The organism is Archangium sp. Cb G35, assembly GCF_001896145.1.
In the GTDB taxonomy this organism is placed as follows: domain Bacteria; phylum Myxococcota; class Myxococcia; order Myxococcales; family Myxococcaceae; genus Archangium; species Archangium violaceum.
Map to the genome: position 1 here is coordinate 143,027 of NZ_MPOI01000020.1, position 20,635 is coordinate 163,661.

Sequence of the window (20,635 nt, forward strand, 5' to 3'; positions counted from 1 at the left end):
GAGGCAACACGTGCGCATCGGCATCGACCTCGGCGGAACCAAGATCGAGGCGCTCGCCCTCGGCGATGACGGACGCGAGCTGGGACGCCACCGCGTGCCCACTCCGCGAGACGATTACGAGGCAACGCTGCAAACCATCGCCCACCTGTGCGCGCGGCTGGAAAGACAGACGGGCCAGCGAGGCAGCGTGGGCGTGGGCATTCCGGGCACCCTGTCCTCGCGCACCGGCCTGGTGAAGAACGCCAACTCGGTATGGTTGAACGGACGTCCCCTGGACAGGGATCTCGAGCGGGTGCTGGACCGGCCCGTGCGGCTGGCCAATGACGCCAACTGCCTGGCCGTGTCCGAAGCGAGTGACGGTGCCGCCGCGGGCGAGGCCGTGGTGTTCGCCGCCATCCTGGGCACGGGGACGGGCGCGGGCGTGGCGCTCGGCGGGCGCCCCCATGTGGGCCGCAATGGCGTGTGCGGCGAGTGGGGCCACAACCCGCTCCCCTGGGCCACGCCCGAGGAGACTCCCGGCCCGGACTGTTATTGCGGCAAGCGCGGCTGCCTGGAGACGTGGGTGTCCGGCACCGGCTTCGAGAACGACTACGCACGCCTCACCGGCACCCGCCTCCCGGGGCCGGACATCGCCGCGCGCGCCGAGGCCGGTGAGCCCGCGGCCGTCACCGCGCTCCAACGCTATGCGGACCGGCTGGCGCGCGGCCTCGCCCACGTCATCGGCATCCTGGATCCGGACGTCATCGTCCTGGGCGGCGGCATGTCCAACATCTCCGCGCTGTACCGGCTGGTCCCGGAGCAGTGGGGGCGCTGGGTCTTCGGCGCGGAGGTGGACACGCCCCTGCGCCCCGCCCTGCACGGTGACTCGAGCGGCGTCCGGGGAGCCGCCTGGCTGTGGGGTAAAGGCTCCCAATAGCGGGCCTGTTGGACGCGGTGCGCCAAGGCGCACTCCGGGTTGCGGCGGATATCCAGCCTCCCTATACGGAGGGCACCGTGTCGCTGGCCCTTCGCATCTTCACGCTCGCGCTTCTTCTCGGCTGGCAGGCCGTCGCCAGCGGCGTGGGGCTCGCGCACTACTGCCCGAAGCAGGCCACGACGACCTCCGCCTGCCCGTGCCCGCATAAAGAGAAGAAGGCGGAGAAGGCCTCCCACCACGGGGAGACGTGGCGCAAGGACTGCTGCGACGCGCTGGAGCGGGACCTCCCCGCACCGGCCCTCGTGGATGTCTCCAGCCACGGCTCCCTGTTCGCCCTCCCTCCTGCCCCAACGCCGGTGTGGCTCAGCCCCCAGGCTCCCGAGGGGGAGGGCCGCCTGTCACTCGCCCTCTGGGACACACCGCACGCCCAGGGGCCCCCCGTCTTCCTCCGCATCCGCTCACTGCTCATTTGAGAGCCCCTCTCGGACAGCCCTGAAGGGCCGGGCGCGCGCTCGCGCTCCGGTCAATGACTGACATCGAGATGGAGTGAGAAGAAGCCATGGAATTCGTCCTGGTCTCGCTGGTGGGTATGTTGCTGTTCGGAGGTCTCTTCCTGCTGTTGTGCCCGGAGTGGTGGAGCAACAGCCTGGGCACACTCAAGGACAAGAAGCGCGTGGGGCGCGAGCCGGCGGAGAAGGCGCTGGGAGCCGGAGACGCCCCGCGCCCCAAGACAGACACCTGAGGAGCCGCGTGCCAGGCTCGAGCCGGATTCTTCGCTTCCATGGGCCTGGAGATGGAATGCACGCTGACTCGTCAGGGGCGAGGAGGACGGGGCTGTTGCTTGCCCTGGCCCTCCTGTCCAACGCCTGTGTGTCGCTGACGCCACCGACTGGCCCGGGGCGGCACCTGCGCTACACCCCGCAGGGCGCCACCGGGCCCGCCGTGACCGGAGGGGCGGGCGAGCAGTCGCCGCTCGTCCTCGACGCCCAGCCGACCTCCCCGTGGCGGAACGCCCTCGCGGCCCACCTGGCCTTTCGCAAGAGCGTGGGCGAGGTGTCCGGCTCCACCCGCCGCATCTCCAGCGAGCTCTCCAGACTCAGGGCCAGCGACCTGGGCATTGCTGGCGCGGGCAACGGCCTCTTCGTCCGCTACGTCGACCATGGCGAAGCCCGGTTGCGGTGGATTGACACTGAGCTTGCCGCCGCCACGCAACTCGCCGCCGAGGCGTCGGAGGTGGAAGACCCGGACATGCAGCTCGCCCTGCTGCGCCTCGCGGGCCCACGGCTGGAGGCCGCCATGATGGGCTCCCTGCTGCTGGCCGTGTGGATTGACTTGCTCCACCTCACCGACGCCGCGCTCTCCCGGCGCCTCTACAGCGTGGAGACGCTGTACGTGAAGCTGGAGCGCTGGCAGAAGATGATGGAGCCCTCCATGACCGCCCTCGCGTCCCTGGAGCCGGAGCAGGTGGAGTCAGCGGCGGAGGACATGCCCGCCCTGGTAGGCCACCTCACGCACGAGTGCGCCGCACTCCTCGAGGCCATACACAAGGGGGCCAAAGTCCTCGAGACGGCGCTGGTGCTGAAGGAAACCATGGAGGCACTCACCACACTGTCGGCGCTGAAGTTCACGTTGCCGGCGTTGCGCGCGGCGACTCCCGCCGTGCTCGGCGCGCGCCTCATGGTGGGCCCCAATGGGGTGATGATGGGGACGCGGCTGGTGGTGTCCGCCGAGTGGGTGGAAATGATGCGCCAGTTGGTGCGCGCGGGCGTCCTCTCCGTGCCCGCCGTCAGCGCCGCTGTGCGGATTCAGGCCGGCCACGTGATGATGGCACAGGGCAACGACGACCTCCCGAGGGGCGTGCGCGACGCGCTGGGCGATGCGCCCGAGGTGCGGGCCATGCGCGTGACAGGCAAGACAGGCGCTGGTATGGCCGAGCCGCCACGTCACCACGTCATGCCGAAGGAGCACCGCGCGTGGTTCGAGAAGCGCGGCTTCACCGGCAAGATGAGTATCGAGAGGTTCTGCGTCACACTGCAGCAGGCCCACCACCAGGCGATTCACGGTGGTGGAAACTGGAAGTTGGGGCGCAAGTGGCCCGGTGAATGGAACCGGATGACCATGGAGACGCTGTTCGAGGCTGAGGCCGAAGCTGGCCGGATGTTGACGCGGAACACGATCCTGGAGATCGTCGCGACGCATATGAAGGAATACAGAATCCCAATGAACTTCGTCCGCTGTGGTGGGAGATGAGCGACGGACGTGCTTGGGAAGGCAACATCAAAGCGCGCCTGTACGAGCGGGTCCGCGAGCGAGGTTACGACTCACTCACCGCCTTCGCCGAGGCGCGCCCCACCGCTTCGCTGCTGGCGCTGGCGGACGAGCTTGGCCCGGATGACATCGCGGCAGTGCAGGTGTTCAGCGGGTTGGTGGCCGAGGCGGAGCGAAGCCGCAAGGTCACACGTCTGGTGCGCGGTCAACTCGTGCGCGAACTGGCAGAGGCACTCCCCAACGGCTGGCCGGCCGTGCTGGACGACGACAAGCGCCTCAAGGTTGCCGTCGCGCTCGGCAGGTGGACCGCCTACACGCCAGAAACACATAAAAGGCGCGTCAAGCAGGCCCGAGCAGCGCTCCGCGCTACGCCACCGCCGCCCGGCTGGCTTCCGCGTGGCCCCGACGATGAGCTGCTGCTGACGCTCCTCCCCGACGAAGAAGCCTGAGCTTCACCTCTGAAGAGGACCATGAGCGACGGTCGTTCCTGGGAGGGTAACTGGAAGGTGCGCCTGCGTGAGAGGCTCCGCGAGCGGGGGTACGACTCGCTCACCGCCTTCGCCGAGGCGCGTCCCACTGCATCGCTGGTGGCGCTGGCCGAGGAACTGGGGCCGGACGACATCGCGGGCGTGCAGGTGTTCAGCGGCTTGCTGGCCGAAGCGGAGCGGCGCAAGCAAGTCACGCGGCTCGTGCGCGGTCAGCTCGTTCGCGAACTGGCCGAGGCCCTCCCCAACGGCTGGCCGGCATTCCTCGATGACGCAAACCGTTTCGACGTCGCCCATGCACTCGCCCGTTGGGGGACCTTCACCCCAGAAACCCATGAGCAGCGCGTCGAACGAGCCAAGGCAGCGCTCCGGGCATCGCCTCCTCCCCCGGGATGGCGGCCACTCGGACCTGACGACGAGCTGCTGCTGACGCTCCTGCCCGACGAAGAAAGCTGAACCCCATCCCGGCTCACCTCCCGTCACGCCCGCGAAGGGAGGCTCGCTCAGGGCCAGCGATTGACGACGAGCGCCGACACCGTCCTTGGAACCGTGCGTGCGCACGAGACTCACGACGGCACGGCGTTGTACCCGGCATCCCCGTAGGGGCGCAGCCGCTCCAGCCAGAGCGACAGCAACACCTGCAGCTCCTCCTTCAGGTCCGTGCCCGGCTCCTTCGGAGGAGGCAGGACGTCGAGCACCTCGAAGGAGAAGCTGTCGGCGCCGTACCGCGCCCAGTCCTCCTGCAGCGCGGGGTACGTGCGGTGGATGCCCGTGGCCAGCTCGAAACGGGTGCGATTGAGCATGCCCGGAAGGTTGAGGCTCGAGCCCACCAGCACCTTGCCGTTGGCGCGGTTGCGCACGGCGAACACACCCATGGGAGGAGGGTTCTCCTTGTAGGACTGCTTCAACTCCGAGCGGCGCGATGGACTGCCCCGCGGTGCTCCCGCGTCATTCGAGGTCATCCGTGTCGTCTCCAGGTCGTGAGGCGTGAAGGAAGGGCGAGCGCGTCAGCCCGCGTAGCCGAGCGCGATGAGCTTCCGCTCGAGCCGGTCCCGGGCGGCCGGGTCGAGCGGCTCCACCCAGTCGAAGCCCATCCGCGCCCAGTCGGCATCGGACGGGTCCACCCCGAGCGCGGCGAGGAAGCCCGCATCGGTGATGAAGAACTGCTCGCGGAAGGGGAACAGGTAGCCCCCTCTCTCCCGGAGCGAGGCGAGCGCTTCCGCGTACGAGGCGAACCAGCGGTTGAGGAAGGCGCCCCGGTTCTTCGCGAAGAAGGCTTCCGTGTCGAGCCTCGGAGGTGACTCCTCGCCCAGTGCCTGCTTGAGCTCCGCCCAGGAGCCATGGCCCTGCTCGTGGGCGATGACGGCCAGCGCGTGCTTGCGTTGCACCGAGTCCCTGCGGGCGAGCAGCTCGCCGGGAGACAGACGCGAGAAGGCGGGCAGGGCACGCAGCCGTTCGGCGGCCCTCGTGGCACGTGCCTGCTCGGAGGACTCCAGGTCCTTGAGCAGGAGGGATGCCCGGACCTTGCACTCGCGGAGGTTGGGAGGCGTCACAGCACGGGGCTCGGTTCCCATGACAAATCCCTCATCGTCGGCCGCTCCCCGTTCATGGGCCGTGGAAGGAACTCATCGAGAACATGTCGAACCGCGGGGAACAACGAGGGTGACGTCGTCTTTTCGGGCAGGCGCCCCTCGGCACCTGGAGCCAGAAATAAAGCACCTGGAGGCCCGCTGGCAAGGTCCTGTCGACAGGCCTGTCCGCAACTGCTAGCCGGGGCCGCATGCGCTCGAGCCCCCAGGCCCTCCTCCTCCTGCCCGCCCTCGTGTTCTCCGCGGGCTGCGCGACCTCCCAGGCCGCCCGCTCCACCGACACCTATGTCCAGTCCGTCCTGGAGAAGAACCATGTCCCCGGCGCGGCCGTGGCCGTCGTCCGCGACGGACACCTCGAGCAGCTCTCCACGTACGGCCTCTCGGACCTGGAAGATGGGGCGAAGAGTGAACCGGACACCGCGTTCCAGATCGCCTCCGCCACGAAGGTCTTCACCGGCACGCTGGTGATGCTGCTGGTGCAGGAGGGGAAGCTCGGCCTGGACGAGCCGCTCTCGAAGTACCTGCCCGACGCACCCGAGACGTGGAAGGGCATCACCGTGCGGCACCTCGCTGCCCACACGTCGGGCGTGACCTCGGGCCTGAAGGAGGGCTCCGAGGAGCAGACGAACAGCAACGCCTCGGTCGCCGAGCGGTACGAAGCCGCCCGGAACGGGCCCCTGGAGTACACGCCCGGTGAGCGCAGCGCGTATGGCCTCACGGACTTCGTCGTGCTCACCCATGTCCTGGAGAAGGTGACGGGCCAGGGCTTCGAGGAGCTGCTGCGCAGCCGCCTCTTCGAGCCGCTCGGCTTCACGTGCACGCGTTTCGAGCACGCGCGGCAGCAGGGGCCGGTGCGCATCGCCGATGTCATCCCGCGCCGGGCCACCACCTACCGTTACGTGGACGGCGCGCACCGTCGCGCCTGGTTCCTCTACCCGCCCCACACCTATTCCGCGGGCGGAGTGTTCTCCTGCGTGAAGGATCTCGCCCGCTGGGCCGTGGCCATGGACCAGGGCACGCTGCTGAGCCCCGAGTCGCAGCGCGAGGCCGCCACGGCCTTCAAGCTGAACGACGGCAGCGAGGGCGGCTTCGGCGTGGCCTTCACCCACGGCACGCTGCGGGGATTGAAGATGTTCGGGCATTCCGGGGGCGGTGCATTGGGGGACGTGCTGCGCGTTCCGGAGAAGAAGCTGACGGTCATCGTCCTGACGAACGGGATGGGACTGCTGCCCATGCTGGCGCCCGTCGTCGCGAGCCACTACCTGCCGCCGCTGCCGGAGCTGGACGCACCGGGCATCCCGGACGCGGAGCCGGCCCTGACGGCGGTGCACCGCGGAGCCATGGAAGGCCTGTTCAACGGCACGCTCGACGCCGCCGCCTTCGCGCCGAGCGCCCAGCAGGAGCTGCTGCCCATCCTCCAGGGCTTCGGTAGCCCGGGCAACGCGCTCCTGCCGCCGCTGCGCCGCTTGACGCTGCTCCAGGAGCAGAAGGACGGCGACAAGCGCAATCGCGTCTATCGCGCGGTGTACGGCACGGATGTCTCGATGAAGTGGACCTTCGACCTGGACCCGGCGGGGAAGATTCTCGACCTGAAGTACGAGTGGGAATGACGGACGGCCGCGTCACTTCTCGCGCAACGGCTTCAACGCCCCACCCCAGGCGATGACCTGATCGAGCATGGTCTGGACGGACTTCTCGTGGTGGGGCGCGGGCGTGAAGGTGGTGTAGTTCTCGAAGTCGGTGCGAAGCGAGAGCATGACCTGGGCGCGCACGTCGGCCACCTGCAACTCGCCCATGACCAGACGCAGCTGCTCCACGGCGCGCGTGCCACCGGCGCTGCCGTAGCTGACGAAACCGGCCGCCTTGTTGTTCCACTCGCGGTACAGGAAGTCGATGGCGTTCTTGAGCGCGCCGGACGGGCCGTGGTTGTACTCGGGGGTCACGAAGACATAGGCGTCGAAGGAATCTATTTTCGCGGCCCAGGCCAGGGTGTGCGGCTTCGTGTACTGCCCCAGGGAGGGCGGTACCGGCTCGTCGAGCAGCGGCAGGTGGAAGTCCTGGATGTCCACGAGCTCGAAGCCGGCGTCGGTGCGCTTCCGCGCGAGCTCGAGGACCCAGCGGGCCACGGCCTCGGCCTTGCGGCCCGGCCGCGTGCTTCCAACGATGATGGCCACCTTGAGCATGGTTCGCGGTCCTCCTGGAGCAGGTTGGGTTCAGCGCGTCCCCGGGTGCATACATCGCCGCATGAGACGGGACGACATCCACCCGGTGACGGGACCGATGAGTTTGTGTGCTTGCGCACGTCTCATGCTCGAAACCGCCGATGGACCCCCTTTTCGGAGGAGCATCGGCCCTTTCGCACGGAGGCAGTGCGCCATGAATCGACTCATTCTGAAATCATTCGCCTTGCTGCTGACGCTGTTCGGAGCCGCCGCGACGGGCTCCCCCGCCTGGGCGGCGGAAGAAGCCCCGAGCGCCTCGGGCCCCCGTCCCACCCGGAGCGGGCATCTCCCCATCCATGGCCTCCAGCTCTACTACGAGGTCCATGGCGAGCTCGGAAAGGGGAAGACCCCGCCCCTCCTCCTTATCCCCGGGGCCTTCGGCTCGACCGAGGCCGTGAAGCCCCTGGTGGCGGAGTTCGTGAAGAAACGGCCGGTCATCGTGTTCGACCAGCAGGGCCACGGCCGCACGGCGGACACCTCCCGGAAGATGTCCTACGAACAATTCGGAGACGACGCGGCGGCCCTCTTGCGAGCGCTCAAGGTCGAACGGGCGGACGTGCTGGGCTACTCCCAGGGCGGTGGCGCCGCGCTTCAGCTCGCCATCCGCCACCCGAAGCTCGTCAACAAGCTCGTCTCGCTCGCCGCTACGTACCGCAAGGATGGGTGGTACCCCTCGGTGTTCAAGGCAATCGAAAGCCTCGACGCGAAGATGTTCGCCGGCTCTCCCATCGAGGCGGCGTTCAAGAAGATGAATCCCGACCCGAAGGCCTTCGCGGCGTACATCGAGAAGATGAAGACCTTGAACATCAATGACCAGAACATCAGCGACGCCCAGATGCGTGCGATTCCCGCCAAAACGATGGTCATCATCGGCGACGCCGACGGAGTGAAGCCCGAGCACGCGGTGGCGATGTTCAAGCTGCGCGGCGGAGGCAGTGAGGAGGCCGCCGCGTCGGGCCAGCTGACGGCGATTCCCAACGCGCGCCTCGCCATCCTCCCCGCGACGTCTCACCTCGCGGTGGCCGCGGACCCCACGCTCCTGTCCTCCCTCGTCACGCCGTTTCTCGACGACGTGCCGCCCCTCCAGCCGGCCTGGTAGCCTGTCTGACAATCATTGATTGCCGACCCGGGGGGAGTGTCCGTACCGTGGACGCAAGCCATGCCCTCGCGTTCAGCCCGTCTCCCGGGCGCGCTCTTCACGAACTTGTCCAACTGTTGGACAAGTTTGGCGAGACCGTGCCCGGAGGGCTCCCTCTTGCTCGCGGCGTCAACGCACGCCCAGCATGACGGAACGGGACTCCTCGAAGCACTCGGCGAGGAATCCCATCAACGCGCGCACCCGTGGCACCTTCCGGGCCTCGCGCGAGGCCACCAGCCACACGTCCTCCAGGGGCAGCTCCACCTCCGGGAGTACGGGCCGCAACTCCGGATGGAGGCTGGCCAGCGCGCACGGCAGCGCCGCCACGCCCTGGTGGGCCGCCACCGCGCCCGCGACGGCCATGGCCGCGTTGCTACGAAAGACGAAGCGTCCCGCGCCCCACTCCTCCAGCGCGCGGAATTGCGGCATGCGAGAGAGCATCGCGTCGAAGCCCACCAGCGCATGTCCCGCCAGGTCCCCCGCCGAGCGCAGGGGCGCGGCGCGCTCCAGGTAGCGGGCACTCGCGTAGAGCCTCCAGGCGAGCTGCCCCACCTTGCGCGCCACCAGCGAGTCCCCCTTGGGACGCACCGTGCGCACACCCAGGTCCGCCTCCTGTCGCGCCAGGTCCAACACCCGCGCATCCGAGGACAGCTCCACACGCACCCCCGGGTGCCGCTCCCGGAAGCGCGCCAGCCAGGGATTGAGGAACGCGATGAAGCCGTCACCCGCCGTCACCCGCACCGGGCCCTCGAGCTCCCCCTCCTCCCGCTTCAGCCCACGCTCGGCGCTGTGGAGCTGGGACTCGATGGCCGCGGCGGTGCGCACCAACGCACGGCCCTCGGGCGTCAGCCGGACCCCCTCGGGAACCCGGGCGAGCAACCTCGTGCCCAGGCGCCGCTCCAGCGCCGTCATCCGCCGGCCCACCGTGGACGTGACGACGCCCAGCGCCCGCGCCGCCGCGGACAACGAGCCCGAGCGCTCCACGGTGAGGAGATAGCGGAGGTCATCCCAGTTCATTCGAGGCCCCTTGCATGAATGCAACACCACTTTGCCCGGGTGGCGCCTGATGCAACAGGGGGTGCATACCCGGGGAGTCAACGCGGGCGGCTCACTCGCTCCCCGCCTGCTCGGAGGCACCTCTCATGAAGACCGCATTCGTCACCGGCTCCACCGGACTGCTCGGCAACAACCTCGTCCGCCTGCTCGCATCCCGCGGTGTGCGCGTGAAGGCCCTGGTCCGCTCGCCCGAGCGGGCCCGGAAGCTGCTGGCCGGTGTGTCCGTGGAGCTCGTCCAGGGCGACCTGGAAGACGTGGCATCCTTCGCTCCCGCCCTGCGCGACGCCGACGTGCTCTTCCACACCGCCGCCTATTTCCGGGACAGCTACAAGGGCGGCAGCCACGCCTCGGGACTCATGCGCATCAACGTGGAGGGCACACGTGACCTGCTGGAAGCGGCATACCAGCAGGGCATCCGGCGGGTGGTCCACACCAGCTCCATCGCCGTGCTGGCCCCCCGCCCCGGCCACCCGCTCACCGATGAGACGATGCGGCGTGACGCGGAGGGCGAGCCGGACGCCTACTACCGCTCGAAAATCCTGGCGGACCGCGAGGTGGATGCCGCCCTGGCGCGCCACCCGGACCTGCATGCCTCGCTGGTGCTCCCGGGCTTCATGAACGGACCGGGCGACGCGGGCCCCACGACCGCGGGACAGCTCGTCCTGGACTTCCTGCACGGCCGGCTGCCCGGTGTCATCAACACGCGCTTCGCCTACGTGGACGCACGGGACGTGGCCGCCACGCTGGTGGCCGCCGCCGGCAAGGGCCTGCGCGGCGAGCGCTACCTGGCCGCGGGAAGGGACCTGCACGTGGGCGAGGCCCTCGCCGTGCTCTCGTCGGTGACGGGCCTGCCCGCACCGAAGCGGCGGGTACCGGACGCCCTGCTGGGAACACTCGCGCTGCTGAACGAGGCCTGGGCCCGGCTCTCCCGGCGCCCGGTGCTGGTGAGCTGGCAGGGCTTCCGCACCCTGCGCCGCGAGCGCACGAACACCGCCTTCGACTCGTCCAAGGCCGAGCGGATGCTGGGCCTCCGCTTCCGGCCCCTCGAGGAGACCTTCCGGGATTCGGTGGAATGGTTCGCCACGCACGGGTACGTGGACCGGGCGCGCCTTCCTCGGACCGGGGGAGCCCTTTCCGCCCCGCCCGTGCCCCGGGTGTCTTGAGTCCACCTCCGTGCACATGAGCGCAGGGGCTGTCAATTCAACGAAAACTCCACGGAATGGCTTCGTCGCACATGACAGGGTCGCCGGTTCCCTCGTTTCCCCCCTTCAGGAAGCAACCCATGACCGTGACGACCTCGACCGAACGCCTGGAGCGGCTCCGCGCCCAGCTCTCCGACGCCCGTGCCACCACCCGCTCCACGCAGCGGATGACGCTGAGCCGCTCCAGCAACATGATGATTGGCATTGCCCTCCACGCCTCGGCGCGCCTGAAGAATGGCCTGCCCCTCTCGGATCTCGAGCAGCGGGTGGTCGACGCCATGCGCACCGTCCTCCCCGAGGAGGAAATCAAGGAGTACGGCGCCCTCTACCAGCAGCGCCGCGCCAGCCGCTCGGCGGCCGAGCTCTTCCCCGATGCCATCACCCGGCTGCCGGTGGAGACGGGCTACACCTGGGCCCAGCTGACCCAGGACGCCCCCGCCCTGGGCAAGGACGTCCTGGCCCAGCCCAACGTCCGGGTCGTCAACATCGCCCAGCGGCCTCCCGGGCAGGGCTCTGACGACGAGGCCTTCACCGAGGCGCTCGCCCAGTACGGCGGCGGCATCACCCTCCTCCGGGGCGAGCCGCTCACGGGCGCGGCCCGGGAGACTCCCATCTACGTGAAGATGCGCTTCAGCCACTTCCACTGCGACAGGGAGTCGGGCGAGTCGGGCCGGGATGAAATCTACTGGGTGTCCGCGGCAGGCGCCGATTCCATGGCGAAGCAGACGTACGAGTCCGCGGAGTTCGGTGCCATCAGCACGGGCGACACCGAATACTTCCCCTCGGAGAGCATCATGTTCCGGGGCCAGGTCAACCAGCGCCTCACCTTCAACATCCAGTGCTGGGAGGCGGATCACAGCAGCGGGGGCTTCTACAATGACTTGAGAAGCGCGCTGCGCGACATCGCCGAAGCAGCCGTCGAGGCCGCCCTCTCACTCGCCGATGACCCGGATGGCGGAGACGCGGCCGGTTGGGCGGCGATGATCGCCATCGTCGCCGGACTGCTGAACTGGCTGCTGGGCCTGCTCACCAACGACGACGACCTGGTGCTCGAGCGCAGCTACGGCATGTCCAAGTCCGCCCTCCGCACCCAGGCCGCCATGGCCAACGGCGAGGACTGGTGGGACTTCAACGGAGGCGACGGCGGCCGCCACCGCCTCTACATCCGCGCGACGCTGAACTAGCCCGCGCACGCTAGAGTGGGCCTCTCCGGTTCTCCCCCTCCCGGGAGAACCGCCACCCGAGAGGATTCACATGAGGGCTGTCCGCCACGTGTGGTGCGCCATCGCGGCCTCGTTTCTCGTCTCCGCCTGTGCGCACGGGGCTCGCTCCCGCCCCGAGACGAGCGAGCCCGCGGCGGTCGACGAGGAGCTCTACGCCGCCGCCGTCCGTGGAACCCTCCAGCACTTCGGAAGGGATGACCAGGAACCAACGCTCTATTGTGTGAGCATTCCCGGTGACACCCGCCCCCCATTCCTGGCGCGCTTCACCCACGACCCGTTCCTGATCGCGGGTCCCGACTCCTGCAAGTGGGACAGAGGCGCCGTGGTGCCCGCGAGCAGCTCACCCGAGGTGGTGTCCAACGGCCGGCCCACCGGCGCCCGCGTGACTCCCACCCGCGCCATGTTCCTCCGCGTCGAGAGGGTAAAGTTGCTCTCGCCCGGCCGCGCCCAGGCGGACACCTCCATCGTCTACGGCAATGTCGGCGCCAACGGCCTCACCCTCACGCTCGAGCGCAAGGACGGCCAGTGGACGGTGCTCACCGCCGAGGACACCTGGATCTCCTGAGCACCCCGAAGCCGCCACTGGATATGCTCTGAGTCACTCATGGAAAGAGCGGCGGAAGCTCCGGTGTCCAGGGAGCGCACAGTGGCGGGGTGGATCGTGCTGGGAGCCCTGCTCCTGACGGTCATCCTGGTGCCCTTCGTCCTCTGGGAAGAGCGCCTCCTCGCGGCCACCACGGCCTTCCTCCAGATGCCCCACTCACGGGGGTTGATCTCCCTGGCGCTGGCCGGGCTGCTGGCCGCGGACATCGTGCTGCCGGTGCCCTCCAGCCTCGTCAACCTGGCCGCGGGCAGCCTGCTGGGGCCGTGGGTGGGCACGGCGGTGTCGTGGACGGGCCTGATGGGGAGCGCCGTGGTGGGCTACCTCCTCGGCCAGGGCGCCAGCGCCACCGCGCTCCGGCGGCTGGTGGGGAACAGCGAGGGGCGAGCCGCCGCGATCATCGCGGCCCATGGCCATTGGGGGCTGATGGTGTGCCGGGGCGTGCCCGTCCTCGCGGAGGCCTCGGTGGTGCTCGCCGGCTTCCATCGCATGCCCTTCCGGCGATTCCTCGCCGTCTGCGCGCTGTCGAATCTGGGCATCGCCACCGCGTACTCGGCCCTCGGGGCATACGCGGTCGATACCGGCTCGTTCCTCGCGGCCTTCGCCGGCGCCGTCTGTGTGCCCGCCCTGGGCCTGTTCCTCACCCGGAAGCTCCGGGCCGGGCGTTAGAAGCCTCCGCCCACCGTCAGGCTCACCGCCGGCTGGAACTCCGCCTGCGGTGTCGCCAGCAGCGGTGCGTACCGCAGCCACGCCATGCTGAAGCTCAGCTCGCCCACCAGCTCGAAGCCCCCGATGACCGGATAGAGCCCCCGGATGCCGAGCGACGCCTCCGGCCCCGCCGTCTCCATCCCCCGAGGCCCTACCCCCAGGAACTGGAAGCCCGGGTCGTCCCGGCCCAGTTGCAACTCGGTGAAGCCCACGCCGACTCGCGGCTGGAGCCAGCCAATCTCCGTCCTCCAATTCGCCAGCGTGTACTTGCCCCGGAAATGGGCCAGCTCGGGCGAGTCCGCTCGATGCAGGATCTCGCTCCCGGTGCCACACGCCTCCAACGCCCAGGCCTCCAGCGGGGAGATCTCCAGGCACATCTCCATCCGATTGGTGCCGGTGCTCGCCCCGAAGCGGAGATTGATGAAGTCCCGGGTGGGAATGTCCCTGGCTCGCGCCGTCACCTCCTGGTCGGCGGACCAGGCCACCGTGGACCCGAGCACCCATGGCACTCCCACGAGCACGGCGAATCGCCTTCCCTGAAGTCTTCCCGGCTGACCCATTCGGCCCTCCTCGGCTGGCCCCACTCGCTACGCTACGCAGATGCCAGATGATTCGTCGGGCACTGTACAGGGACCTGTCCGGTTCTCTCCAACTCGGGGAACCCTGAATCCATGGCAGACCCTCACCCCAACCCTCTCCCAAAGGGAGAGGGAGCATCGCACGGGTTCAACCTGGGGAACGTGGCACCCTCACCCCGTCCCTCTCCCGGGGGGCGAGGGGATATCTGGCTCAGTGGCCCGCAGGGCTCGTTGTGGCTGGACGCTTCGGCTTCAGTTCTTCTTCGATTCCGTCTGGTCTCGCCATGCGGATCCGGGTCATCGCCTCCAGCAACGACAATCCCAGCAGCAACCCCAGGAACAGCGCCGATACCGGGAGCACCACCCGCCTCGTTCCCCTCTGCTCCACCAGGTGCATGAAGAACATCGCCACCAGCACCGTCTTCACCACCGCGATCCCCATCGACGCCGGCAACGAGTACGGGCCCAGTTTCAGCTTCGTCCCCAACACCCACGTCACCACCGTCAACACCACCAACACCACCCATACGCCCACGTAACCCCAGGTGGATTTCTTCTTCACCATCTCGCTCCCCCCTTCACTCCACCAGGTACAGCAGCGGGTAGATGAACAGCCAGAAGACATCCACCAGGTGCCAGTACAGCCCTCCCACTTCCACCGGGATGTGGTACTCGGCCGTGTATTTCCCAGACACCGCTCCCCATACCAGCCACCCCAGCAACCCCAACGCCACCAGCATGTGCACCGCGTGCAGCCCCGTGAGCAGGAAATAGAGCGTGAAGAACAGGCTCCCTCCCCTCACCGGCAAGTCCTCCAGCCGGTAGTACTCCCCGGGCAGCGCTCCCTCCGTCCAGTGCTTCCAGTACTCCCATCCCTTGATGCCGAGGAACGCCACCCCCATCCCCATCGCCACCAGCAACACCAGCGCCGTCAGGAATTGTCTCCCCTGCCGGATGTAGTGCACCGCCAACGCCACGAAGAGGCTGCTCGTCACCAGCAACAGCGTCTGCACCGTCGCCCACCCCGCCTCCAGGTGCTTGCTCGCCTCGATGAAGATGTCCGGGTAGTAGTAACGGTAGACGCCGTACCCCACGAACAGGTTCGTGAAGAGCAACACCTCCGAGCCCAGGAAGATCCACATCCCCAACTGCGCCGCCTTGCTCTGGTTCTCGCGGCTCCCGAAGTGCTCCTCCCATGGCGATGTTTCAGTAGACACGGGGCGCCTCGGGCACGGTGTAGTCGTGGACCTCGCGCTCGAAGCGCGGTGCTTCCGTGAAGTTGTGCGGCGCCGGTGGTGAACCGCTGTACCACTCGTATCCGCTCGAGCCCCAGGGGTTCGCCATGCTCACCGGCCCGTACCTCAGCGACCACAGCAGGTACACCCCGATCAGCGTGAACCCGAACGCCAGCAGCGATGCCCCCGCCGTGCTCAGCACGTTCAGCCACTGCAGCTCCGCCGGGTATTGGTAGTACCTCCTCGGCATCCCCAGGTTCCCCAACAGGAACTGCGGCAGGAACGTCACGATGAAACCAAAGATGATCGTGCTCGCCGCCAGGAACGACCAGCGCTCCGGGTACACCCTCCCGAACATCTTCGGCCACCAGTAGTGCAGCGCCGCCAGGAACGCCATCAGCACCGCCCCCACCATGATGTAGTGGAAGTGCGCCACGATGAAGTACGTGTCGTGCCAGTGCACGTCCAGCGACGTCGTCGCCACCGCCACCCCCGTCATCCCCCCGAACATCAGCAGGAAGATGAACCCCAACACGTAGAGCAACGGCACCCTCAGATCGATGCTCCCCCCATACATCGTCGCCACCCAGTTGAAGATCTTGATGGCCGTGAAGATGGCCACCAGCATGCTCAACACCCCGAACACCCCCGAGCCAAACGTCGACTGCCCCGATACGAACATGTGGTGTCCCCACGAGAAGAACCCCACGAACGCAATCCCAAACGTCGACGCGGCGATCATCTTGTAACCGAAGATGTTCTTCCGGCTGAACGCACACACCACCTCTGTAATCACCCCCATCGCCGGCAACACCATGATGTAGACCGCCGGGTGCGAGTAGAACCAGAACATGTGCTGGAACAGCACCGGGTCTCCTCCCCTCGCCGGATCGAAGAGCCCCACCCCGAACACCCGCTCGAAGAACACCAGCAGCAGCACCATCCCCAGCACCGGCGTGGCCACCACCTGGATGATCGACGTCCCGTAGAGCGCCCACACGAACAGCGGAATGCGGCTCCAGTGCATCCCCGGCGCTCGCAGCGTGTGCACCGTGGTGATGAAGTTCAGCCCCGTGATGATCGTCGAGAACCCGATGACGAACACCCCCAGCAGGATGGGCGCCACCGCCGTCGGCGAGGTCGTGCTGTACGGCGTGTAGAACGTCCACCCCGTGTCCGCCCCGCTCCACAGCATCCCGAACAGCGTCAGCCCCGCCCCCGCCACGTAGATGTACACCGATGCCAGGTTCAGCCTCGGGAACGCCACGTCCTTCGCCCCCAGCATGATCGGCAACACGAAGTTCCCGAACGCCGAGGGGATCGCCGGAATCATGAACAGCCACACCATCGTCACCCCGTGCAGGGTGAACATCCGGTTGTATGTCATTGCGCTGATGATGGTGGGCCCCGGCGTCAGCAGCTCGATTCGCAGCACCATCGCGAATACGCCCCCCAGCAACAACGCCAGGATGACCAGCACCAGGAACATCACTCCTATCCGCTTGTGGTCCCTCGTCAGCAGCCACGAGCCCACCGTCGTCTCGTGGTTCAGATACGTGATGGCCGGCTGACTACTTCCCGCCGATGGGTTCATACACGGGCCCCTCCGACCGGATGGTCTCCAGCCGCGCGCCTCGCAGCGTCTTGATGTACTCCACCAGCGCCGCCACCTCCGCCGCCTCCAGCTCCCCCAGGTACGACGGCATCACCGGCTCGAAGCCCTCCACCAGCCTCGCCCCCGGCTTCATCATCGACTCCGTCAGGTACGCCTCGTCCACCACCACCGTCTCGCCCGTCGTCAGCCGCTCCCGTCTCCCGTACAGCCCCAGCCACGTCGGCCCGATGTGCGCCGTCCCATCCACCGTGTGGCACTTCAGGCATCCCCTCTCCGCCGCCACCCGCTCGCCTCGCTCCGCCAGCGTCCCCCGCTCGCCGTACATCACCTCGCCGTGCGGATTCTGTGCGTCGTAGCTCGCCGCCTGTCTCGCGGGCTCGTGTGGCTCCTCCCGCTCGGGGGCGCTCGGGCTCGCGTCCCGGCGGGAGACGAGCCCACGGCGCTGCTCCTGCATCCACGCCTCGTAGTCCTCCGGCGTGAGCGCCTGGACCTCCGCCCACATCTCCGAGTGCTTCAGCCCGCAGTACTCCGCGCACATCACCCGGTAGCTTCCCGGCTTCGTCACCTCGAACCAGGTCTGCGTATAGGCCCCCGGCAACGCGTCCTGCTTGATGCGGAACGCCGGCACGTAGAACGAATGGATGACGTCCCGGCTCGTCAGCAGCAGCCGCACGGGCTTTCCCACTGGCACCCGGAGCACTCCAATCGAGCTGGGGCCCTCGGGATACGTGAACTGCCACATCCATTGCTTGCCCACCACGTACACGTCCATCGCGTCCGGCGGCGGCGTCTGCATCCGGATGAAATCGTGGTACCCCACGAAGAACCACACCAGGAACGTGCTCAGCGGCACCCCCACGAAGAGCACCTCCCAGACGAGCGTCCCCTCCACCCTCCTCGTCACCTCCGTCTCCGAGCGCCTCCGGAACCGGATGAGGAAGTACGCCGCCGTCCCGAAAATGACCGTCGCCGCCACCATCGCCGTCGTGATGATGACGTAGTGCAGGTGGTCCACGTCCTTCGCCACCGTCGACGCCTGCTCCGGCAGGAACAGCACCCGCCGGAACAACTCGTCCACCGTCCCCGCGAGCGAGTCTTCTCCCGGTGTCATCGCCCGCCTCCGTCCCGCCGCTGCTCGCCCACCACCCGCTCGATGGCCCGCTCGATGGGGATGTGCACCACCCCCGCGTCACGGTCCACCCAGCCGTATCCGTGCAGCCGTTTCCGCTGCTCCGCCTTCTCGTCCTCCGCCCGGGTGTCCAGCTCGAAGAGCCCCGTGTTGACGATGTTGATCTCCGCCTTGCCCAACGGTTGAGGCTGCGTGGGCCCCGCCGGATTGAGGTTCTTCTCGCGCTGCTGGAGCTGCGCCCACGTGCCCACCCCGAAGAACGTGAAGAGGATCAACGCCCCCGCGAGCACCCCGCTCACACGCCACCCGCTCACCGGCCGCTCGTCGCGCTCGGGCGTCTTCCACTCCACCTTGGACCCGTCCTCGCCGCTCATCCGCCATACCTCAGCGACTCGCGCAGATAGGGGTCTCCCACCGGCACCGTCGCGTGCCCCCTCAGCCTCCACAGCGTGAAGGCCACCGCCGCTCCTCCCACTCCCAGGAACGCCGAGACGTCCGCCCAGTGCACCCTCGGGCCCTCCGGGCTCACCACCGGTACCACCAGCCACCACGTGTCCACGACGTGCGCCAGCAGCAGCCACCCCGCCGTCACCGCCAGCGTCTTCCGGTGCTCCTTGAAGGGCCTCGACAGCAGCACGAAGAACGGCAGCAGGAAGCGTGCGTTCACGATGAACAGCGCCACCGGCTCCCATGCCCCCCTCGCTCGCAGCACGTACCAGGGCACCTCGTGCGGCAGGTTCGCTATCCAGATGAGGAAGAACTGGCTGAACGCCATGTAGGCCCAGAAGACGCTGAAGGCGAACAGGAACTTGCCCAGGCTCGCCCGGTGCGAGTCATTCACCAGCTCGCCATACAGGTTCGGCCCCCGCGCCAGCGTCGTCGCCAGCGTCAGCATCGCCAGCGCCCCCACGAACGCCCCCGAGAACCAATACAGCCCGTACACCGTCGAGACGAACAGCGGCTCCAGCGACATCAGCCAGTCCAGCGACGCGAAGGACATCGCCAGTCCCACCAGCGGCAGGGCGCCCGCTCCCAGCCACCACTGCCATTGGGTGAGTTTGAGCTCTCCTGTGTCGTCCTGTCTGCGGGACCAGCGCAACAGGAATTCGCCCACCCCGCTCCACACCGCGAAGTACAGCACCGAGCGCACCATCCAGAAGGGCTGGTTCAGCCAGGCCCGCTTGTGCTCGAGCTTCTTCAAGTCCTTCTCGGACAACGGCGGGGGTTCTCCGAGCCAGGGGTACAGGTGGCTCGCTCCCACGAGGATCGGCAGGAAGAGCAGCGCGAACAGCGGCAGTGTCGCCGCCATCGTCTCCAGCATGCGCCGCAGCACCACCGGCCAGCGCGCCCTCGATGCGTGCCACGCCCCCAACAGCAGCAGCGACGCCACCGCGATTCCCGCCCAGTACGCGAAGGCGAAGAGGTAGCCGAAGAGCGCTCGCCTCGTGTCCACCGCGAAGCCCACCGCCGTCACGCCCAGCCCCACCGCTCCCACCGCCGCGGCGGCGAGCATCGGCCCTCGCCCTCCCGTGAAGCGCTCCATCACCTTCATGGCGGGCCATCCCTGTAGAGCTGGGGTCTCGCCTCGGGCGGCACGTCCTCCAGCGCCGCTCGCTGGCTCTCCTGGAGCGCTCGCACGTACGCCACCACCGCCCAGCGCTGCTCGGGCGTGAGCTTCTCCGCGTACGCCGGCATCAGCCCGTACCCCTGCGTGATGACGTCGTAGTAGTAGCCGTCCGGGTACTCGGGCAGGTCCACCAGCGACGGCGGCTCGCGCAACCCCATGTTCCTCGCCACCTGCGATACCCCGTCCCCCAGCACCCCGTGGCACGCCGAGCAGTAGATGTCGAAGGACTTCCCCCCGCTCTCGACCACCTCTCTCGTCAGCGTGAGAGGGATTGACTCCACGTACCCCCCGTCCGGCGTGTCCTTCCCCGTCAGGTAGAAGCGGTCCTGGCCTCGCCTGTTTCTCGGCACCGTGCCCGCCGGCGGCTGGCGCATGGCCCGCTCGTCCGCGAAGAAGGTGCTCTCCCGGTAGGGCAGCGCCTTCGGCTGCTGCTTCATCCCGCCCCAGCCCTGGAAGTCCACAGGGCAGCCGGCCAGCAGCCACGCCATCGGCACGAGGAGCAGGTGTCTCATTCCTTCTCCTCCACCACCGCCGTGTTCCTCGCCGCCAGCTCGCGCAGGTGGCCCAGCACCGGCTCCGCGTCCTCCCGCCGCTTCGTCGTGACGCTCACCCAGAAGCCCCCCGTCGACGCCGTCCGGAAGGACTCCAGCTCGAACAGGGGATGGTGCGGCCTCGGGAAGCGCAGCAGCCACATCAGCCCGAAGAAGAGCGTCAGCGCAGCGAACAGCACCAGCGTCTCGAACGTGATGGGCACGAACGCCGGCCCCGCGTGCAGCGGGCGGTTCCCCACGTTCAGCGGGTAGTCCACCCCGTTCGTCCACCACTGCAACGCGTACGCCCCCGCCGCCCCCGTCAGCCCCGCCACGAACGCCCATCCCCTCAGCGGCGAGGGCTTCAACTCCAGCACCTCCTCGAGGCCCTCCACCGGGTACGGCGAAAAGGCATCCAACGCGTCCTTCGCATAGCCGAGCTCGCCCAGCCGCCGCAGGGCCTGCTTCACTTCGTCTCCCGAGCCGAACTCGCCCACCACCCAGTAGCGCATG

At 68.3% G+C, this 20,635-nt stretch carries 25 protein-coding genes; 12 read left to right on the top strand and 13 right to left on the bottom strand.

Annotated features, from left to right (window positions below):
- Nucleotides 1–10 precede the first annotated feature (10 nt).
- From mak to BO221_RS46435, 6 genes are all read left to right on the top strand, one after another.
- Nucleotides 11–916, top strand: a complete 906-nt coding sequence (gene mak / locus BO221_RS46410; protein WP_073567362.1) for a fructokinase — start codon at nucleotides 11–13, stop codon at nucleotides 914–916.
- A gap of 77 nt (nucleotides 917–993) precedes the next feature.
- Nucleotides 994–1,389 carry a hypothetical protein gene (locus BO221_RS46415; RefSeq protein ID WP_073567363.1) on the top strand — a complete coding sequence of 132 codons (396 nt, stop codon included), beginning with the start codon at nucleotides 994–996 and terminating at the stop codon, nucleotides 1,387–1,389.
- 86 nt (nucleotides 1,390–1,475) lie between these two features.
- Nucleotides 1,476–1,658 (top strand): hypothetical protein, encoded by a 183-nt coding sequence (locus BO221_RS46420; RefSeq protein WP_073567364.1) that lies wholly within the window; start codon nucleotides 1,476–1,478, stop codon nucleotides 1,656–1,658.
- Between the two features lie 56 nt (nucleotides 1,659–1,714).
- Nucleotides 1,715–3,166: a DUF2380 domain-containing protein gene (locus BO221_RS46425; RefSeq protein WP_083682500.1), complete on the top strand. Its 1,452-nt coding sequence runs from the start codon at nucleotides 1,715–1,717 to the stop codon at nucleotides 3,164–3,166.
- Nucleotides 3,163–3,633 carry an NUDIX hydrolase gene (locus BO221_RS46430; protein WP_073567365.1) on the top strand — a complete coding sequence of 157 codons (471 nt, stop codon included), beginning with the start codon at nucleotides 3,163–3,165 and terminating at the stop codon, nucleotides 3,631–3,633. Before BO221_RS46425 ends, BO221_RS46430 begins: the two co-directional genes overlap by 4 nt.
- Nucleotides 3,634–3,654: 21 nt before the next feature.
- A complete protein-coding gene (locus BO221_RS46435; protein ID WP_073567366.1) occupies nucleotides 3,655–4,125 on the top strand; it encodes an NUDIX hydrolase in 471 nt (156 codons plus the stop codon).
- 110 nt (nucleotides 4,126–4,235) lie between these two features.
- Here the strand turns inward: BO221_RS46435 and BO221_RS55700 are convergent, their stop codons facing one another.
- Both BO221_RS55700 and BO221_RS55705 read right to left on the bottom strand, forming a co-directional pair.
- Nucleotides 4,236–4,631: a GIY-YIG nuclease family protein gene (locus tag BO221_RS55700; RefSeq protein WP_073567367.1), complete on the bottom strand. Its 396-nt coding sequence runs from the start codon at nucleotides 4,629–4,631 to the stop codon at nucleotides 4,236–4,238.
- Between the two features lie 45 nt (nucleotides 4,632–4,676).
- Nucleotides 4,677–5,243, bottom strand: a complete 567-nt coding sequence (locus tag BO221_RS55705) for a hypothetical protein (protein ID WP_073567368.1) — start codon at nucleotides 5,241–5,243, stop codon at nucleotides 4,677–4,679.
- A 206-nt stretch (nucleotides 5,244–5,449) separates the two neighbouring features.
- Here BO221_RS55705 and BO221_RS46450 point away from each other — a divergent pair, with 206 nt between their 5' ends.
- The gene (locus BO221_RS46450) at nucleotides 5,450–6,868 is read left to right on the top strand and encodes a serine hydrolase (RefSeq protein ID WP_073567369.1); all 1,419 of its coding nucleotides are present in this window, start codon (nucleotides 5,450–5,452) and stop codon (nucleotides 6,866–6,868) included.
- A 12-nt stretch (nucleotides 6,869–6,880) separates the two neighbouring features.
- Here BO221_RS46450 and BO221_RS46455 read toward each other — a convergent pair whose 3' ends face one another.
- Entirely contained in the window at nucleotides 6,881–7,441 is a 561-nt protein-coding gene (locus tag BO221_RS46455) for an NADPH-dependent FMN reductase (protein ID WP_073567370.1), read from the bottom strand.
- 193 nt (nucleotides 7,442–7,634) lie between these two features.
- On the opposite strand from BO221_RS46455, the gene BO221_RS46460 reads away from it, so the two are divergent.
- Nucleotides 7,635–8,579: an alpha/beta fold hydrolase gene (locus BO221_RS46460; protein ID WP_083682502.1), complete on the top strand. Its 945-nt coding sequence runs from the start codon at nucleotides 7,635–7,637 to the stop codon at nucleotides 8,577–8,579.
- A gap of 168 nt (nucleotides 8,580–8,747) precedes the next feature.
- On the opposite strand, the gene BO221_RS46465 is transcribed toward BO221_RS46460, so the two are convergent.
- Complete coding sequence (locus BO221_RS46465; RefSeq protein ID WP_073567371.1) at nucleotides 8,748–9,635, bottom strand: LysR family transcriptional regulator; 888 nt, start codon at nucleotides 9,633–9,635, stop codon at nucleotides 8,748–8,750.
- A gap of 125 nt (nucleotides 9,636–9,760) precedes the next feature.
- Here BO221_RS46465 and BO221_RS46470 point away from each other — a divergent pair, with 125 nt between their 5' ends.
- The 4 genes from BO221_RS46470 (at nucleotide 9,761) to BO221_RS46485 (ending at nucleotide 13,369) form a co-directional block, all read left to right on the top strand.
- The gene (locus BO221_RS46470; RefSeq protein ID WP_073567372.1) at nucleotides 9,761–10,837 is read left to right on the top strand and encodes an SDR family oxidoreductase; all 1,077 of its coding nucleotides are present in this window, start codon (nucleotides 9,761–9,763) and stop codon (nucleotides 10,835–10,837) included.
- 119 nt (nucleotides 10,838–10,956) lie between these two features.
- The gene (locus tag BO221_RS46475; RefSeq protein WP_073567373.1) at nucleotides 10,957–12,060 is read left to right on the top strand and encodes a hypothetical protein; all 1,104 of its coding nucleotides are present in this window, start codon (nucleotides 10,957–10,959) and stop codon (nucleotides 12,058–12,060) included.
- A 70-nt stretch (nucleotides 12,061–12,130) separates the two neighbouring features.
- Nucleotides 12,131–12,664, top strand: coding sequence for a hypothetical protein (locus BO221_RS46480; protein WP_143196082.1), 534 nt, complete (start codon nucleotides 12,131–12,133; stop codon nucleotides 12,662–12,664).
- Between the two features lie 81 nt (nucleotides 12,665–12,745).
- Nucleotides 12,746–13,369, top strand: coding sequence for a VTT domain-containing protein (locus tag BO221_RS46485; protein ID WP_158080036.1), 624 nt, complete (start codon nucleotides 12,746–12,748; stop codon nucleotides 13,367–13,369).
- Here BO221_RS46485 and BO221_RS46490 read toward each other — a convergent pair.
- The 9 genes from BO221_RS46490 to BO221_RS46530 form a co-directional block, all read right to left on the bottom strand.
- Nucleotides 13,366–13,908, bottom strand: a complete 543-nt coding sequence (locus BO221_RS46490) for a hypothetical protein (protein WP_073567466.1) — start codon at nucleotides 13,906–13,908, stop codon at nucleotides 13,366–13,368. The two genes, BO221_RS46485 and BO221_RS46490, sit on opposite strands and share 4 nt — an antisense overlap.
- A gap of 289 nt (nucleotides 13,909–14,197) precedes the next feature.
- On the bottom strand, nucleotides 14,198–14,551 hold the full coding sequence (locus tag BO221_RS46495; RefSeq protein ID WP_073567376.1) for a cytochrome C oxidase subunit IV family protein: 354 nt from the start codon (nucleotides 14,549–14,551) through the stop codon (nucleotides 14,198–14,200).
- 13 nt (nucleotides 14,552–14,564) lie between these two features.
- Nucleotides 14,565–15,203: a cytochrome c oxidase subunit 3 gene (locus BO221_RS46500; protein WP_073567377.1), complete on the bottom strand. Its 639-nt coding sequence runs from the start codon at nucleotides 15,201–15,203 to the stop codon at nucleotides 14,565–14,567.
- Entirely contained in the window at nucleotides 15,193–16,815 is a 1,623-nt protein-coding gene (locus tag BO221_RS46505; RefSeq protein ID WP_073567378.1) for a cbb3-type cytochrome c oxidase subunit I, read from the bottom strand. The genes BO221_RS46500 and BO221_RS46505 overlap by 11 nt, the downstream gene beginning before the upstream one ends.
- Entirely contained in the window at nucleotides 16,793–17,914 is a 1,122-nt protein-coding gene (gene coxB, locus BO221_RS46510) for a cytochrome c oxidase subunit II (RefSeq protein WP_073567467.1), read from the bottom strand. Before coxB ends, BO221_RS46505 begins: the two co-directional genes overlap by 23 nt.
- A gap of 29 nt (nucleotides 17,915–17,943) precedes the next feature.
- Entirely contained in the window at nucleotides 17,944–18,339 is a 396-nt protein-coding gene (locus BO221_RS46515; RefSeq protein WP_073567379.1) for a hypothetical protein, read from the bottom strand.
- Nucleotides 18,336–19,517, bottom strand: a complete 1,182-nt coding sequence (locus BO221_RS46520) for a hypothetical protein (protein ID WP_073567380.1) — start codon at nucleotides 19,515–19,517, stop codon at nucleotides 18,336–18,338. Before BO221_RS46520 ends, BO221_RS46515 begins: the two co-directional genes overlap by 4 nt.
- A complete protein-coding gene (locus BO221_RS46525) occupies nucleotides 19,514–20,104 on the bottom strand; it encodes a cytochrome c (protein ID WP_073567381.1) in 591 nt (196 codons plus the stop codon). The genes BO221_RS46520 and BO221_RS46525 overlap by 4 nt, the downstream gene beginning before the upstream one ends.
- Nucleotides 20,101–20,634, bottom strand: coding sequence for a DUF3341 domain-containing protein (locus BO221_RS46530; RefSeq protein ID WP_073567382.1), 534 nt, complete (start codon nucleotides 20,632–20,634; stop codon nucleotides 20,101–20,103). Before BO221_RS46530 ends, BO221_RS46525 begins: the two co-directional genes overlap by 4 nt.
- Nucleotide 20,635: the final 1 nt, after the last annotated feature.